The organism is Gottfriedia solisilvae (assembly GCF_002128405.1).
GTDB classification, from domain to species: Bacteria; Bacillota; Bacilli; order Bacillales; family Bacillaceae_G; genus Gottfriedia; species Gottfriedia solisilvae.
On the sequence record NZ_NETJ01000005.1, the window covers coordinates 338,887 to 352,277 of the forward strand.

10 protein-coding genes are annotated in these 13,391 nt (G+C 33.1%); 7 read left to right on the plus strand and 3 right to left on the minus strand.

From position 1 onward, the window contains the following. Positions 1 to 264: 264 nt before the first annotated feature. The 7 genes from CAB05_RS17730 (at position 265) to CAB05_RS17760 (ending at position 8,004) form a co-directional block, all read left to right on the plus strand. The gene (locus CAB05_RS17730; protein ID WP_088002316.1) at positions 265 to 1,896 is read left to right on the plus strand and encodes an N-acetylmuramoyl-L-alanine amidase family protein; all 1,632 of its coding nucleotides are present in this window, start codon (positions 265 to 267) and stop codon (positions 1,894 to 1,896) included. A 215-nt stretch (positions 1,897 to 2,111) separates the two neighbouring features. Beyond that, positions 2,112 to 3,578 carry a DEAD/DEAH box helicase gene (locus CAB05_RS17735; protein ID WP_088002318.1) on the plus strand — a complete coding sequence of 489 codons (1,467 nt, stop codon included), beginning with the start codon at positions 2,112 to 2,114 and terminating at the stop codon, positions 3,576 to 3,578. A 128-nt stretch (positions 3,579 to 3,706) separates the two neighbouring features. Beyond that, a complete protein-coding gene (gene glsA / locus CAB05_RS17740; protein WP_088002420.1) occupies positions 3,707 to 4,621 on the plus strand; it encodes a glutaminase A in 915 nt (304 codons plus the stop codon). A gap of 276 nt (positions 4,622 to 4,897) precedes the next feature. Then, complete coding sequence (locus CAB05_RS17745) at positions 4,898 to 5,647, plus strand: sulfite exporter TauE/SafE family protein (protein WP_088002320.1); 750 nt, start codon at positions 4,898 to 4,900, stop codon at positions 5,645 to 5,647. Positions 5,648 to 5,825: 178 nt separating this feature from the next. Continuing rightward, the gene (locus CAB05_RS17750) at positions 5,826 to 6,788 is read left to right on the plus strand and encodes a nucleoside hydrolase (RefSeq protein WP_088002322.1); all 963 of its coding nucleotides are present in this window, start codon (positions 5,826 to 5,828) and stop codon (positions 6,786 to 6,788) included. Positions 6,789 to 6,852: 64 nt separating this feature from the next. Then, complete coding sequence (locus tag CAB05_RS17755) at positions 6,853 to 7,344, plus strand: DinB family protein (protein ID WP_088002324.1); 492 nt, start codon at positions 6,853 to 6,855, stop codon at positions 7,342 to 7,344. Positions 7,345 to 7,539: 195 nt separating this feature from the next. Continuing rightward, positions 7,540 to 8,004, plus strand: coding sequence for a methylated-DNA--[protein]-cysteine S-methyltransferase (locus CAB05_RS17760; protein WP_088002326.1), 465 nt, complete (start codon positions 7,540 to 7,542; stop codon positions 8,002 to 8,004). A 64-nt stretch (positions 8,005 to 8,068) separates the two neighbouring features. Here the strand turns inward: CAB05_RS17760 and CAB05_RS17765 are convergent, their stop codons facing one another. The 3 genes from CAB05_RS17765 to CAB05_RS17775 all read right to left on the minus strand — a co-directional run bounded on the left by CAB05_RS17765 (position 8,069) and on the right by CAB05_RS17775 (position 13,386). Continuing rightward, a complete protein-coding gene (locus CAB05_RS17765; protein ID WP_088002328.1) occupies positions 8,069 to 9,229 on the minus strand; it encodes an AI-2E family transporter in 1,161 nt (386 codons plus the stop codon). Between the two features lie 112 nt (positions 9,230 to 9,341). Then, the gene (locus tag CAB05_RS17770) at positions 9,342 to 11,264 is read right to left on the minus strand and encodes an LTA synthase family protein (protein ID WP_088002330.1); all 1,923 of its coding nucleotides are present in this window, start codon (positions 11,262 to 11,264) and stop codon (positions 9,342 to 9,344) included. Positions 11,265 to 11,505: 241 nt separating this feature from the next. Beyond that, positions 11,506 to 13,386 carry a vWA domain-containing protein gene (locus CAB05_RS17775; RefSeq protein ID WP_158093305.1) on the minus strand — a complete coding sequence of 627 codons (1,881 nt, stop codon included), beginning with the start codon at positions 13,384 to 13,386 and terminating at the stop codon, positions 11,506 to 11,508. Positions 13,387 to 13,391 lie beyond the last annotated feature (5 nt).

Sequence of the window (13,391 nt, forward strand, 5' to 3'; positions counted from 1 at the left end):
TTATTTATAGGTAGAGTTTTTTTATTCTATTAATCTCTATAATAAACTTTTAGAGTGATGATGGAATAGATTAGTAGATATTCCTAATACCTTGTGACAGAAGTACTATTTTATAAATGATTTTCAAATTTTAATAGTCAAGTATTACTTATATTTTTTTACAATTTTCGTTAAAATGTTGTACTTTTAGTCAAATTGTTACTTAATTGTTAATATATTAGATGTTATACTTATACAGAGAACTCAATAGTAAGGGGTTTAGTAATGAATAAAAAATCAACACGAAAACTATCAAGTTTTGTACTAGCTACTTCAATTGCGGCTAGTAGTCTATTTATCTCATCTCCTCAGGTAAATAAAAGTTATGCAGCTACTAATCAAGTTGGTCAAATCAATACCTCGACCGCAATTCCAGTTTTATTTACAGGAAATGTAACAGCGACAAAACTTAATGTTCGTACAAGTCCTGTTACCACAAGTAAAATTTTTGTAACACTTAGTAAGGGAGCAAAGGTATCAATAGTTGAAACAAGTGGTCCCTGGTATAAAATTAAGACAAGCCAGGGGTATGGCTGGGTTATGTCGAATTATGTAAAGCAAGCCTCGGCACTACCAGTTTTATTTACAGGAAATGTAACAGCTACGAAGATTAATGTGAGAACTAGTCCAGAAAATACTAGTAAAATTTTTGTAACCCTTAGTAAAGGTGCGAAAGTATCAATCGTCGAGAAAAACAGTCTTTGGTACAAAATTAAAACTAGTAAGGGCTACGGATGGGTCATGTCAAAGTATGTGAGTCAGACAAATACAGAAGTATTACCTGTAATCGACACAGGTATAATTACAGCAACAAAAATTAACGTCAGAAAAGAGCCCAAAAATACTAGTAGTGTATTTGTTACTTTAAGTAAGGGTGGAAAAGTATCAATTGTTGAGAAAATCAACTTATGGTATAAAATCAAAACAAGCAAGGGTTACGGTTGGGTTATGTCAAACTACGTTAAAACGACAAATTCAACAACACCACCAACAGAGGGTGGAGGCCCAACAACTCCAACCATTCCAATTAAAGACAAGTTTGGTAAAGTAACTTCATCATCGTTAAATGTAAGAAAAGGTCCAGGTACCGAGTATGCAACAATTAAAGCAATATCGAGTGGTACAATTGTAGAGCTAAAAGGTGAAAACAATGGTTGGTATCAAATTGTTGTTGGAACAATTACTGGCTGGGTGAGTAAATCTTACATCAAAATAGTTGATCAGCAAAATGCGGAACTTGGGGACTTTACGCTTGTAATTGATCCAGGACATGGAGGATCTGACCCTGGCACATCTTTTAAAACAAGTAGTGGTGTAACACTAAAAGAAAGTGTAATCGTTTTGAGCGTATCAAAATATTTAAAAACATATTTAAAGAACTTACCGATAAACTCTTACTTCACACGTGAGACAGATGTATACCCAACATTAACACAGCGTGTTTCTTTTGCAGAGTCTAAAAAAGCAGATGCATTTATTAGTATTCATATTAATTCAACCCCTTCACATACAGGTGATGGAACTGAGACATATTACTATGGAGAAGCTGCAGCAAAAGCAACAGCTGCAAGTAAAGAGAAACTACAAGATAGTATGGCATTTGCAGACTTCGTGCAAACAAGATTAGTTGAAAAGCTTAAGCTAGATGATCGTGGTACAAAAAGTGGTAATTTCCATGTTATACGCGAATCATCAATGGCTTCAATTTTGACAGAATTAGGTTTTGTTGATAATCCTAAAGATAATGTGAAGTTAGCTAGTGCATCTTGGCAAAAAGAGGCAGCAAAAGGCATCTATCTAGGTATTCTTGATTATTTAGCATACCAAGGTTACAACGTAGATTCATATTATCTATAAGAAAAAAACTCGTTCTATTTTATTAGAACGAGTTTTTTTATCTTTACATTTTCATAGCTGGAATGGTTCGATTCTTAATTGTATAAAATAAATACAAAAATGAATTATAAAGCGGATTATGAATCGTTATGATACAATGAGAAAGCTTAAAATGAGAAAAAGAATGTAAAAATAATATAATGAATATAGATTAAAGAAAGCTAGGTAACCGATGAATGAATAAATTTTCTAAGCTAGGCTTAAGTGAAGAATTAACGGAGTATTTAACAGAGCTAGGCATAAATGAGCCGACTCCAATTCAAGAACAGGCGATACCCATTGTATTTGAAGGAAAAGATTTAATAGGACAGGCTCAGACAGGGACTGGTAAAACTTTTGCTTTTTTATTTCCGATATTAGAAAAAATAAATTTAGAATTAACACATACACAAGCACTAGTAGTAGCCCCAACAAGAGAATTAGCTATTCAAATTACAGCGGAAGCAAGAAGGATTGTAAGTGAAGATTTTGGTGTTTTAGCTGTTTATGGTGGACAAGATGTTGAACAGCAAGCAAGGAAGCTTAAAGGTGGAGCACATCTAATTATCGCAACCCCTGGAAGACTGTTGGATCATTTAAGAAGAGGCACTATCAACTTAAGTAAAATTGATTTCTTAGTGCTTGATGAAGCTGATCAAATGCTACATATTGGTTTTCTACATGAAGTAGAAGATATTATTAATCAAACCCCATCATCAAGACAGACTTTATTATTTTCAGCAACAATGCCAGAACAAATTCAATCGCTAGCTAAACGCTATATGAAAAAGCCTGAAATCATTCGTATTAAGGCAAAACGAATTACTTTGGATGAAATTGAACAAGTTGTATATGAAACAACTGACCGTGGAAAGTTTAATGCATTACTAAAACAATTAAATGAAACAGAACCTTTTCTTGCTATCATTTTCTGTAGAACGAAGAGAAGAGCAAACAAATTAAATGAGCAATTAAAAGGAAAAGGACTGTTATCTGAAGAACTTCATGGGGACTTAACACAAGGCAAACGAGAGAAAGTAATGAAACTATTTCGTGAAGCGAAAATTCAATATCTTGTTGCAACAGACGTAGCTGCAAGGGGAATTGATGTTGAAGGGGTAACCCACGTATTTAACTATGATATTCCAATGGATACTGAAAGCTATGTTCATCGTATCGGAAGAACTGGTCGAGCAGGTGAAACAGGAATTGCAATTACGTTTATTACTCAAAAAGACTTCCATGAAATGAGATCGATAGAGAAAGAGCTTAATCTTCAAATCAAACATATAAATTTAGTTGAAAAAGACGATTCAAAACAACGATCTGAGCGAATGAATCGTGAGGATAATAGAGCTCCTCGAACAGCAAAACGTCCAGGTAGAGAATCAAAATCGAGAACTAATGAATCACAGAAGAAACGAAATGAAGAGTCAAAACAACCGGGAAACCGTACGAGAAATGAATCAAAAAGAGGGAGAAATGAACAGTCTTCTGATCAAACTCGCTCTAGAGCTACAGATTCAAAAAGAAAAAAAGATGTAACTTCAAAAAAGCAGTCTTTTTCAAAAGCTAGTAATAGTAAACAAGATAGAACAAGTCAACAAAGAGATCAAAGGAATGGCCGTAGTAATAAAGCTAAGTCTAATAGAGCACCTAGATAACTAGGTGTTTTTCTACTTGATTGACATATGATAAGGAAGAATTGTAAATAATGTTTTCATGATTATAAAGAAATTAGGGTGATCTAATGAGCCAAAATGAATTCGATGAAAAAAAAGAAGTAAAACATATGGAAGAGTTAATGGTATTAATAGAAGACGCAAAAGAATTTATCCCATATGGCAAAGTTGCAAATTACATTCCTGCGCTTGCTAAAGCGAATAAAAAAGATTTAGCAGTAGCCGTGTTTTTACCAGACGGACGACATTTTGAAGCTGGTAATACTACTACACGTTTTACTTTGCAAAGTATATCTAAAGTCATTTCACTCGCTTTAGTGTTAATGGATCGTGGGGAAGATTATGTATTTGAGCGTGTAGGAATGGAGCCAACGGGAGACCCATTTAATTCAATCGCCAAATTAGAGGTGCGTTCAGCGGGTAAACCTTTAAATCCAATGATCAATGCCGGTGCTCTTGCAGTAACAAGCATGATTAAAGGGCATAGCGTAAAAGACAGATTTAACCGTTTACTCGATTTTATGAGAGTATTAACTGGTAACAAAGAGTTATCATACTCCAAAGAGGTAGCAATATCTGAGTTTGAAACGGCTCACTTAAATAGATCCCTGAGCTACTTTATGAAGGAGCACGGGATTATTACTGAAGATGTTGAGTTATTATTAGATTTATATACTAGACAATGTGCGATAGAAGTAAATTGTGTTGAATTGGCAAGAATCGGACTAATCTTTGCGTTAGATGGATATGATCCGGTTTCCAAGACACAAATTATGCCAGAAAAAATAGCGAAAATTTGTAATACATTTATGGTTACATGTGGAATGTATAATGCATCAGGTGCATTTGCTATAAAAGTAGGTATTCCAGCTAAAAGCGGCGTTTCAGGAGGCGTGATGGGGGCGGTTCCACGTCGCTTTGGGATTGGCGTATATGGACCGTCACTTGATGAAATCGGAAATAGTATTGCTGGTATTAAATTATTAGAATTACTTGCGCAAAAGTATAATTTAAGTATTTTTTAAAACTGCTTACTTATAAGACAGTAGTTGATTACAGCGGAAGGTGCGGGGCTCCTGTGGCAGATGGGGGAAGGCCGAGCCACAGGATGTAAATCATGCATGCGTTACGACAGGACGTCGTGGTATAGCATGCCTACCATTCTCTACCCATGCCCACGAAAAAGGGAGCATCCTGGAGTTGTAATCATCTAACGCATACTTAAATATAGGAAGTTTTTCCTTTCCCACTTACCAATGAAATTGTGTATAGTAATGGTAGAGAGAAAAGGGGATAGTTGAATGGAATATTTAAGTTTATTATTTTTTCTTGGTATCGGTGCAGCTGTAGTAGGAACTTTAGCAGGTGGTGGAGGATTAATAACCTTGCCAATTATGATTTTTTTAGGAATTCCGATTCAGACGGGAATTGCTACTAATAAGTTTGCCTCAGGATTAGGATCATTCAGTAGTATACTTTATACAATTCGGAAAAAAGATTTCAAGTATTCTTTAATCATTCAATTTATAATTGTTTCAATCATTGGTGGGGGAATTGGTGCTTATATTACAAGTATGTTAGATGAACATGTAATGAATATTGTCGCACTCGTTTTATTATCTGGGTCACTCTGGCTAACGTTCGCTAGTAAAAAGTGGAACTATGAAACTGCGAATAAAGAAAACTTTGAACATCAAACATTCGTAGATAAGAGTATTCAAACTGGAATTGGTATTTATGATGGTGGTTTTGGACCAGGTTCATCTACCTTTGCAATTTTATATTTTATCAAAAAAGGATTTACTTATGTAAATGCAGTTCAATTGGCAAGAGTATTAAATTTTGGAAGCTGCTTATCAGCTTTCGTTATTTTTTATATGACTGGACATTTTCAGTGGAAAATTGCCTTAACAATGGCAGCTGCATCCATCATCGGAAATCAAGTTGGTCTAAGGTTCGCAGAATACGTACCAATTAAACTTGCAAGGATTTTATTAATCTCAGTTTCAGTATTATTGATTGTTCAAGTTAGTCTAAAGTTATTTGTGTAAAGGAAGCTTAAGTGCTTCCTTTTTTGTTGGAAAAATGAAGGAAAGTTCATTATAAAAGAAGAATGAAATACTGAGTTGAAACGGATTTTTGTAATGAGGATCTGAATCAAAACATAAAGTAGTAGAGATTTATATAAGCGGTTGAAATCATTTTCAAATGAAGTTGGGAGGAACCCCTATGGTTAAACAAGTTCTCCTATTCACTGATTTAGGTATAGATGATGCATTTACAATGTTATATATCCTTTTTCGAAAAGATATACAACTAGTAGGGATTGTGGCCGATTATGGTAATGTAACTAGAGATAAGGCTGTATGGAACATCAATTATTTAAAGTATATTACGGGAAGACAAGAGATTCCTGTATTTCTTGGTGCATCAATCCCATTAACAGGAATTGGTGTGGAAACTTTTCCTGAGGTACATGGGGAAGCAGGGTTAGGGCCAATCATTCCTCCAAAAATTAATTATCCTGTATCTCCATTTAGTGAAATGTATCATATGAAAAATATTGATTTAGAAAACTTAACGATTATTAATCTAGGTAGACTCTCTTCTTTGGCAACAGCATTCGTATTAAATTTAGAAAGCATGGAAAATGTGAAAGAATACATTTGCATGGGTGGTGCTTTTTTTTACCCTGGAAATGTGACTGCAGTAGCTGAAGCAAACTTTCATTTGGACCCTTATGCTGCTAATTTAATTGTACAATACGCAAAAAATTTAACGATTATTCCATTAAATGTAACTCAACATGCGATTGTTACGCCAGAAATGGTAAATCAAATTAATGAGTTTCATCAAGTGACTCAGGATCCAGCAGGGTTGATTATTAAACCAATGTTAGATTATTATTATAATTTTTATTCAAAATCAAATCCCGGTATTGAAGGAAGTCCTATACACGACTTTTTAACGGTTTGGTATTTATTGCATCCAAATGCCGTAGGTCTGTCAAAAGTACCTATAAAAGTAATTCCCGACCAAGGTGAAGGGTTTGGTCAAAGTATCGCAGATTTGCGAGCTACACCAGACCCAAAATATAAAACACATAGTGTCGCTTTTCAGTTTGATTATGAATTATTTAAAAATGATATAATGAATACATTCTTAACAAATCGTTTTCTTCCTAGTAAATAATGTTTGATGATCTAAAAAAGTCGTCTACATTCACTATGAATCATTCTTCTATTAGAGGTGTAAAATGAATAAAAAAGAGTATCAATGGGTTAAACAGAATCGCAATGTACTGCTAGATTTTTGCAGTAAAATAGATGAAAAAGATCTTAATCGAAGAATTGATGGATTTGGTTTTCAAAGTATGAAAGAAACATTGGTTCACGTGGCAGATTGTTATCACGCATGGATTGGTTCTTTTATTCTACAGAAAACAACGAAACCTATTACGCCAAAGGAATTTGTCATTCATGTTAGTCTAAATGATATTAAGCTACGTTTTGAACAAGTAGATGCAATCGTAAATGAGTTTTTCGAAACATTCTCTGAAGAAATGGATGTTCCCATTCAACAGCCAATTCCATGGAGAGCTACTAATGAGGTCATTTCAATGACGCGTCGAAAATTACTAATGCATACAATCACACATGAGTATCATCATAAAGGACAAATTGTATCCATGGCACGTATGATGGGATATGAACCCCCTAACACAGATATTTTAGGAACCGATGATTAATTTAAATGAATTGATCTAAATAGTCTCATATCAAGTTCTATGAGAAATATAATGTAACAACTTAGAAGCATGATTCCTAATTTACGGGAAGTAATGCTTTTTTATTTTTCAATTAAAATAGAGTACTTTCATGAAACTGATATAATATTTTTTGAGTACAAGCTAAGCTTAGTTCATCAATATAAGGAGGCAAGTATGGAGTTAGAAACGGCTTATATAGATACACCACTAGGTATGATGAGAATAGTTGGAAATAATGAAGGTGTTGCGTTTATTGATTTTTTGAAAGAAAACGAAGTGGTTCCAAATGAATGTGTACCACCCTGTTTAACAAATGAAGTGAATGAAATGAATGAATATTTTAATGGAAAGCGAAAAGAATTTACGATCCGCTCTATAGCAAAAGGGACTGCATTTCAAGAAAAGGTATGGAGTGAATTATTAAAGATTCAATATGGCGAAACTGCTTCGTATGCTGATATTGCTAATCGAATTGGAAATCCCAAGGCAGTTAGAGCGGTTGCCAACGCAAATGCTAGGAATCCATTGAGTATAGTCGTGCCTTGTCATCGCATTATTGGTTCAAATGGTAAATTAACGGGATATGCTGGTGGACTATGGAGAAAAGAGTGGCTGCTGAGCAGGGAGAAGAATAATTAGAAGTGATAAAAAAAGCCGGTAACGCTGTATTTTAAATACATAGTTACCGGCTTTTTTGCTCGAATTAATCTTTTTTATTTAGTTCAGGATCATCATTGTTTATATTAATCTCAATGTTTGTTTCAATCTCATCATCTATTATTTTATCAGCAAATTTAGCTTTTTTTCTTAAACGGATAATTCTTGCAATATTGACAACGACCACTTTACAGATTGCATATGTTGGTACAGCAAGAATCATACCCATTACGCCAGCAAAATTGCCTGCAAATAATAATAAAAGAATGATTGTAAGTGGGTGGATATTTAGTTTTTTGCCCATGATATAAGGCGAGATTAAGTTTGAGTCAATTTGTTGAACAATTAATATAATCAGTACAACAAGCAAAGCTAATTTTGGTGAAATAAGAGCGGCAATAATAACAGCAGGAGCTCCACCGATAAATGGTCCAAAATAAGGAATAATATTTGTGATTGCTGCGACTAAGCCTAAAATTAAAGCATTTTGTAAACCGATAATACTATATCCGATAAATGTACCAATTCCTACAAATATACAAACTAGCGTTTGCCCTTGAATATAAGAAGCTAATGTTTCACTTGTTTCTTTCGCTATATGTATTGCTTCATTTCGTAAACTTGGTGGTAAAAAGCGAGACATAGCTTTAGGGAACTTGTGTCCATCTTTAAACATGTAAAATAAAATGAATGGAACTGTTAAGATTATTAAAGTTACATTACTTAAGACACTAAAAATGGCTCCGATTCCACCTGTAATACCACCAATAAAGACAACAGCATAATCTGCAACCTTTTGCTCTATATCTTTAATCTCGACGTAATTTTGGCTTCCTAACCAGTCTTCTAATAGTCCAAGTTGATTTGTTGTTTGATCCACAATTCGTGGCATTTTATTTACCAAATCTTTAAACTGTTCCATTAAAGTTGGGAATACATTAACAGTAGATATGACTGCAATTAAAATCAATGCAACATATAAAATGATAATACCAATCGATCTTGGAATTTTTTTTCGCTCTAAGAAATCTATAATTGGAGCGAATAAGAAGTAAAGAAAGACTGAAACAAGTATTGGCGCGAACAATGTACTAATTAAGATAGCGATTGGTTGGAATAAGAAGGTTATTTTCGTTCCAACAAATAATACTAAAAATAACAATAGTAGTTCAATCGTCCAAAATAATAATTTTGAATTTCTAAACAATGTAAAGTCCTCCTTTTCGAAAATTTATATAAAGTGCAAATATATATAATATTTTAAATGTCCTATATAACTACCATATTATAACAAAAAGAGATGCTTGTAAAAGCACCTCTTACTCATTTGGTTCTGTGATTGTTTTCATTGTACCAGTTTTATATTTGTTATTGGTATAGAATCTGAATAAGTCACCATACACAATGTTATCTGATAGCGTTAATTCTTTTTTCGCTTTGTCGATTAATTGTTTAGACTCTTGTTCCTCAACTTCAACATTTTCACCAGTAAATCGATCGTAGAAGGTAGTAGACCCAGCTACATAATAATATTTACTTGTTACGAAGCTACCGTCTCTGAAAACCGTAAATTCAGGATGATTTGGACTAAATAAGTCTTTTCCGAATTCAATATCAGTTTTAGTATCGACCCCTAATAGATGTAGAATAGTAGGTTTTACGTCTATTTGGCCAGCGATTTTTGAAATTGTTTTACCAGTTTCTTGTTTTGGTAAATGAATAATTAATGGCGTACGTTGTAAGTCCATGTGATCATAAGGAGTGATCTCTTCTTTTCCAAGGAATTGAGCCATTGCTCTATTATGATTTTCTGATATACCGTAATGGTCACCATACATGACAATAATTGTATTATCGTATAGACCCGAAGATTTCAATCCATCAATAAAATGTTTAATTGATTCATCCATATATCGAACCGTCGTTACGTAGCGATCTAATGTTTCGTCACCAGAGTTGAATTGATCAATATATTGATCTTCAGGATCTAGTGTAAACGGATAATGATTAGACAATGTTAAAAAGCGAGAGTAAAACGGTTGTTTTAATTGATTTAATAAAGGTAATGATTGTTGGAAGAAATCCTCATCCTTCAATCCCCAGTTAACAGAATTTTCATCATTAATATCGTAATCTACTTCATTGAAGTAGCGATCATAACCTAAAGTAGGGTACATTACATTTCGATTCCAAAAACTTTTATTATTTGCATGGAATACTGCTGAATAGTAACCTTTATCCTTTAATAATTCTGGAGTGCCCATAAACTCATTATTTGCATGAGTGAAGTAAACAGCACCACGATCTAAAGGATATAAAGAATTATCAATGATAAATTCAGCATCTGATGTTTTACCTTGACCTGTTTGGTGATAGAAGTGGTCAAAATAATAACTTTCTTTAATGTATTGATTTAAAAACGGTGTGATTTCTTTACCATTTACTTTTGCACCTATTGTAAAGGTTTGCATTGATTCAAGAGAAATAACAATTACGTTTTTACCTTGATATTTTCCGAAAAGTTTGGCATTTGTTTTTACACCATTAGTATTTACATAGTTTTCGATCTCAGTTAATTTACTACTATCAGCAAAAGCTTTTTGTGTAGAGGTTTTTGTCTGAAGTGATAAGTCATAACCTTGATAAACATATAATCCAAGGTTTTTTACAAGCATTTCACGGTCAAAAGAACGTGTAAGTAATTCAGGTCGTTCCATTTCTGCTAAACCTAAGTTAACAACTGCAACAGCGACAGTGACTAAAAAGTAAGCTGATTTCATAAAAGCCGGAACGCGACCAGTATTTGAAAGTTTTGGATATTTTTTTAATAAGATATAAAGGATGACGATATCGGCAAACATAAAGAAAATTTTAAAACTCGCTAATTCCTTTACACTTGAACCTAGGTCTCCCATATTACTTGTTTGAAATAGCACAGGTAATGTTACAAAATCATTAAAGAATCCATAGAACAGTACATTACCACATAAAATAGCAGTTAGTACAAAATTGATGAAAAGAGCAATTGTATTACGTTTACTACCTTTAAAGAATAGCGCAAACCCTACTAAAAATAGTGAGGATGCTAATGGACTAATAAATAATATTACATTTTGGAAAATAGTATCAATCTTTAAATCAAATCCAATAAGAGTAACTAAATACGTTTTTAGCCAAACTACTAATGCAACTAGTAATACGAAACGTACACGTGAAAATGTTGCCTTTAATGAAGTAGGCATCTTATAATCCCCCTTAAATACAAAACAAACTAGCAGTCATACACTAGCTTTTATTAAAAATATGCTTCTCTCTAAGTCGTCAAAATTTATCGTACTCCCTTTAAAATCAAAAATCAATAGGTAAGCACGTTTTTACATTGTAAATCCGTTCGACAAAGTATTTAAATATTCCCAAAAAATGAAAGAAATAGGCAATTAAATATCAAATGCCTATTTCTTCTTCATTCTATGGACAACTTATTTAATCTATGCTTCTTAATAGTAATTTTTTTAATAAGGGCTTTAATTGAAGTCTTAAATCCTCCGTACCAGAAGCAATTAAAAAGTGGTGTTGATATATATTTTTCATTAATTGTACTGTTTCATCTTGATGTTCATCTTCTTCAATAAATGTCCCAATTACTTCAATCCCTAATTTTCTAGCTTGTTTCACAGCTTCATGGGTATCGATAATTCCATCCTGGAAGTAATCTAATGCAGAAGGTTCACCATCTGTAAAAACTAGTAAAAACTTATGCTTCTCAGGTCTTTTTGCTAATTCCTCTGAAACGATTCGAATCATTAATCCATCCCGATTATCTTCTTCCTCATGTAACTGCATGATATTCGGTCCTGTTGAAGGGTATAGTGACTGTGAAAATGGTACAACTTGATGCAATATATTTGGTTTATTTTCTTTTGATGCATTTGATGCATCTTCCCAAAATCCGCTTATACTGTGTGAAATCTTTAATTGCTTTAGAGTTTCATGGAATAGAATGACACTCTTTTTGACTTCATCCATTTTATTAAACATTGATCCAGAACAATCAACTAATAGATAAAAGACAGCATCTAATTCTTTTGACTCAGTTTGTTTTTTATAAAACATTTTTGGTTTATCTTCAGTAAATAATTTTATCCATTTTTTATTTAGACGACCGTAGTACTTATCAGAGGGAGCATTTTGCTTGTTTTCTAATGACTTTTCTATCGTCTTACGCAACTCTTTGACATCTTTTGACACAACTGCAGATAAAGTGGAATATTGTTTCTTTTCATCAATTGTTTGCTGTTTTGGTGAAATATATTGGATTGAAACATTACTATTATATTTACCAAATGGGTTTTGGTGACTATTGTTAGATGAATTTGCTGTTTCAGTTGCATCTGTTTGCTTCGAGTCCTTGTGATCACCTTGCTTGGATGAGCCAAATGCATTTCCAATTGCTTGATCTTGGCTTTCTTGCTCCCTAGCAAAGTTTGCTTTTATGGCTGTTTTTGTTCCACTCTCAACTTCGAATCGTAAAAAGTTATCGTCATTTTCATTATTTTTACTTTCTCTATGCCAAGTTGATAATTTTTCGTCTTCACTATTTCGTTCTTCAAGTCCTTCTTGTTCGTCATCATTTTGTAATTCCTTTGCCTTACTGTTACATGATGTCGTATCGGCTAACTTATTTAATGGAAGAAAACCAAAATACGTATGAATCATATCTTGCTTATATATAGGAAGTAATCTCTGCTGGACTTGAAATATAATGGAAGAAATATCACTCGTTTTTTTAGCTTCGAATGTTTGGAATAAGATTGGTAGAACTTCTTCTAATTGTTCATTTGTTTGATATGTTAACTGTGTTGAAGTTAACGATAAATAGATTAAACAATATAATTGATCAAGCTGAAAATTACGCATTTCATTTGCTTTAAATTGAGATTTGAAATAGTTTCTATATATATTTTTACGCGTAGAAAATAATTGTCTTGTTCCTGGTCTTTGACGAACAATAATTTCTTCTAATCGAATATCTTCAAGGAGCACGTAAAGTTGTGTAAAAAAGCTTTTTAAATGAGTCTCGTGTAACTCCTTTAACGTATCTTTAAATTCTTTAAAATCAGTATGATGTTTGTTTCCTAATGCTTTTAAATACACATCAGACTTTAATCCGTTTAGTTGGGCTAGATGTTCTTGATTGTCCCAAAAATGACTCACAGTAAACTTTTGTTCTTCGTCGTCAAAATATGCTTGGAAATCAAATTCCAAAAAAGCATGGGGATCTTTAGAAAGAGAAATAGATAAATTTTCCATTTGTAAAAAGGTGGAAGCATCTATTTTTTTATTATTAAATACTACATGTTTCATCTGAT

Bases quoted from the DNA above. Each gene is read 5' to 3' on its own strand.
- CAB05_RS17775 (WP_158093305.1), bottom strand. From the start codon at position 13,386: ATGAAACATGTAGTATTTAATAATAAAAAAATAGATGCTTCCACCTTT.
- CAB05_RS17755 (WP_088002324.1), top strand. From the start codon at position 6,853: ATGAATAAAAAAGAGTATCAATGGGTTAAACAGAATCGCAATGTACTG.
- CAB05_RS17730 (WP_088002316.1), top strand. From the start codon at position 265: ATGAATAAAAAATCAACACGAAAACTATCAAGTTTTGTACTAGCTACT.
- CAB05_RS17750 (WP_088002322.1), top strand. From the start codon at position 5,826: ATGGTTAAACAAGTTCTCCTATTCACTGATTTAGGTATAGATGATGCA.
- CAB05_RS17770 (WP_088002330.1), bottom strand. From the start codon at position 11,264: ATGCCTACTTCATTAAAGGCAACATTTTCACGTGTACGTTTCGTATTA.
- glsA (WP_088002420.1), top strand. From the start codon at position 3,707: ATGGAAGAGTTAATGGTATTAATAGAAGACGCAAAAGAATTTATCCCA.
- CAB05_RS17735 (WP_088002318.1), top strand. From the start codon at position 2,112: ATGAATAAATTTTCTAAGCTAGGCTTAAGTGAAGAATTAACGGAGTAT.
- CAB05_RS17760 (WP_088002326.1), top strand. From the start codon at position 7,540: ATGGAGTTAGAAACGGCTTATATAGATACACCACTAGGTATGATGAGA.
- CAB05_RS17745 (WP_088002320.1), top strand. From the start codon at position 4,898: ATGGAATATTTAAGTTTATTATTTTTTCTTGGTATCGGTGCAGCTGTA.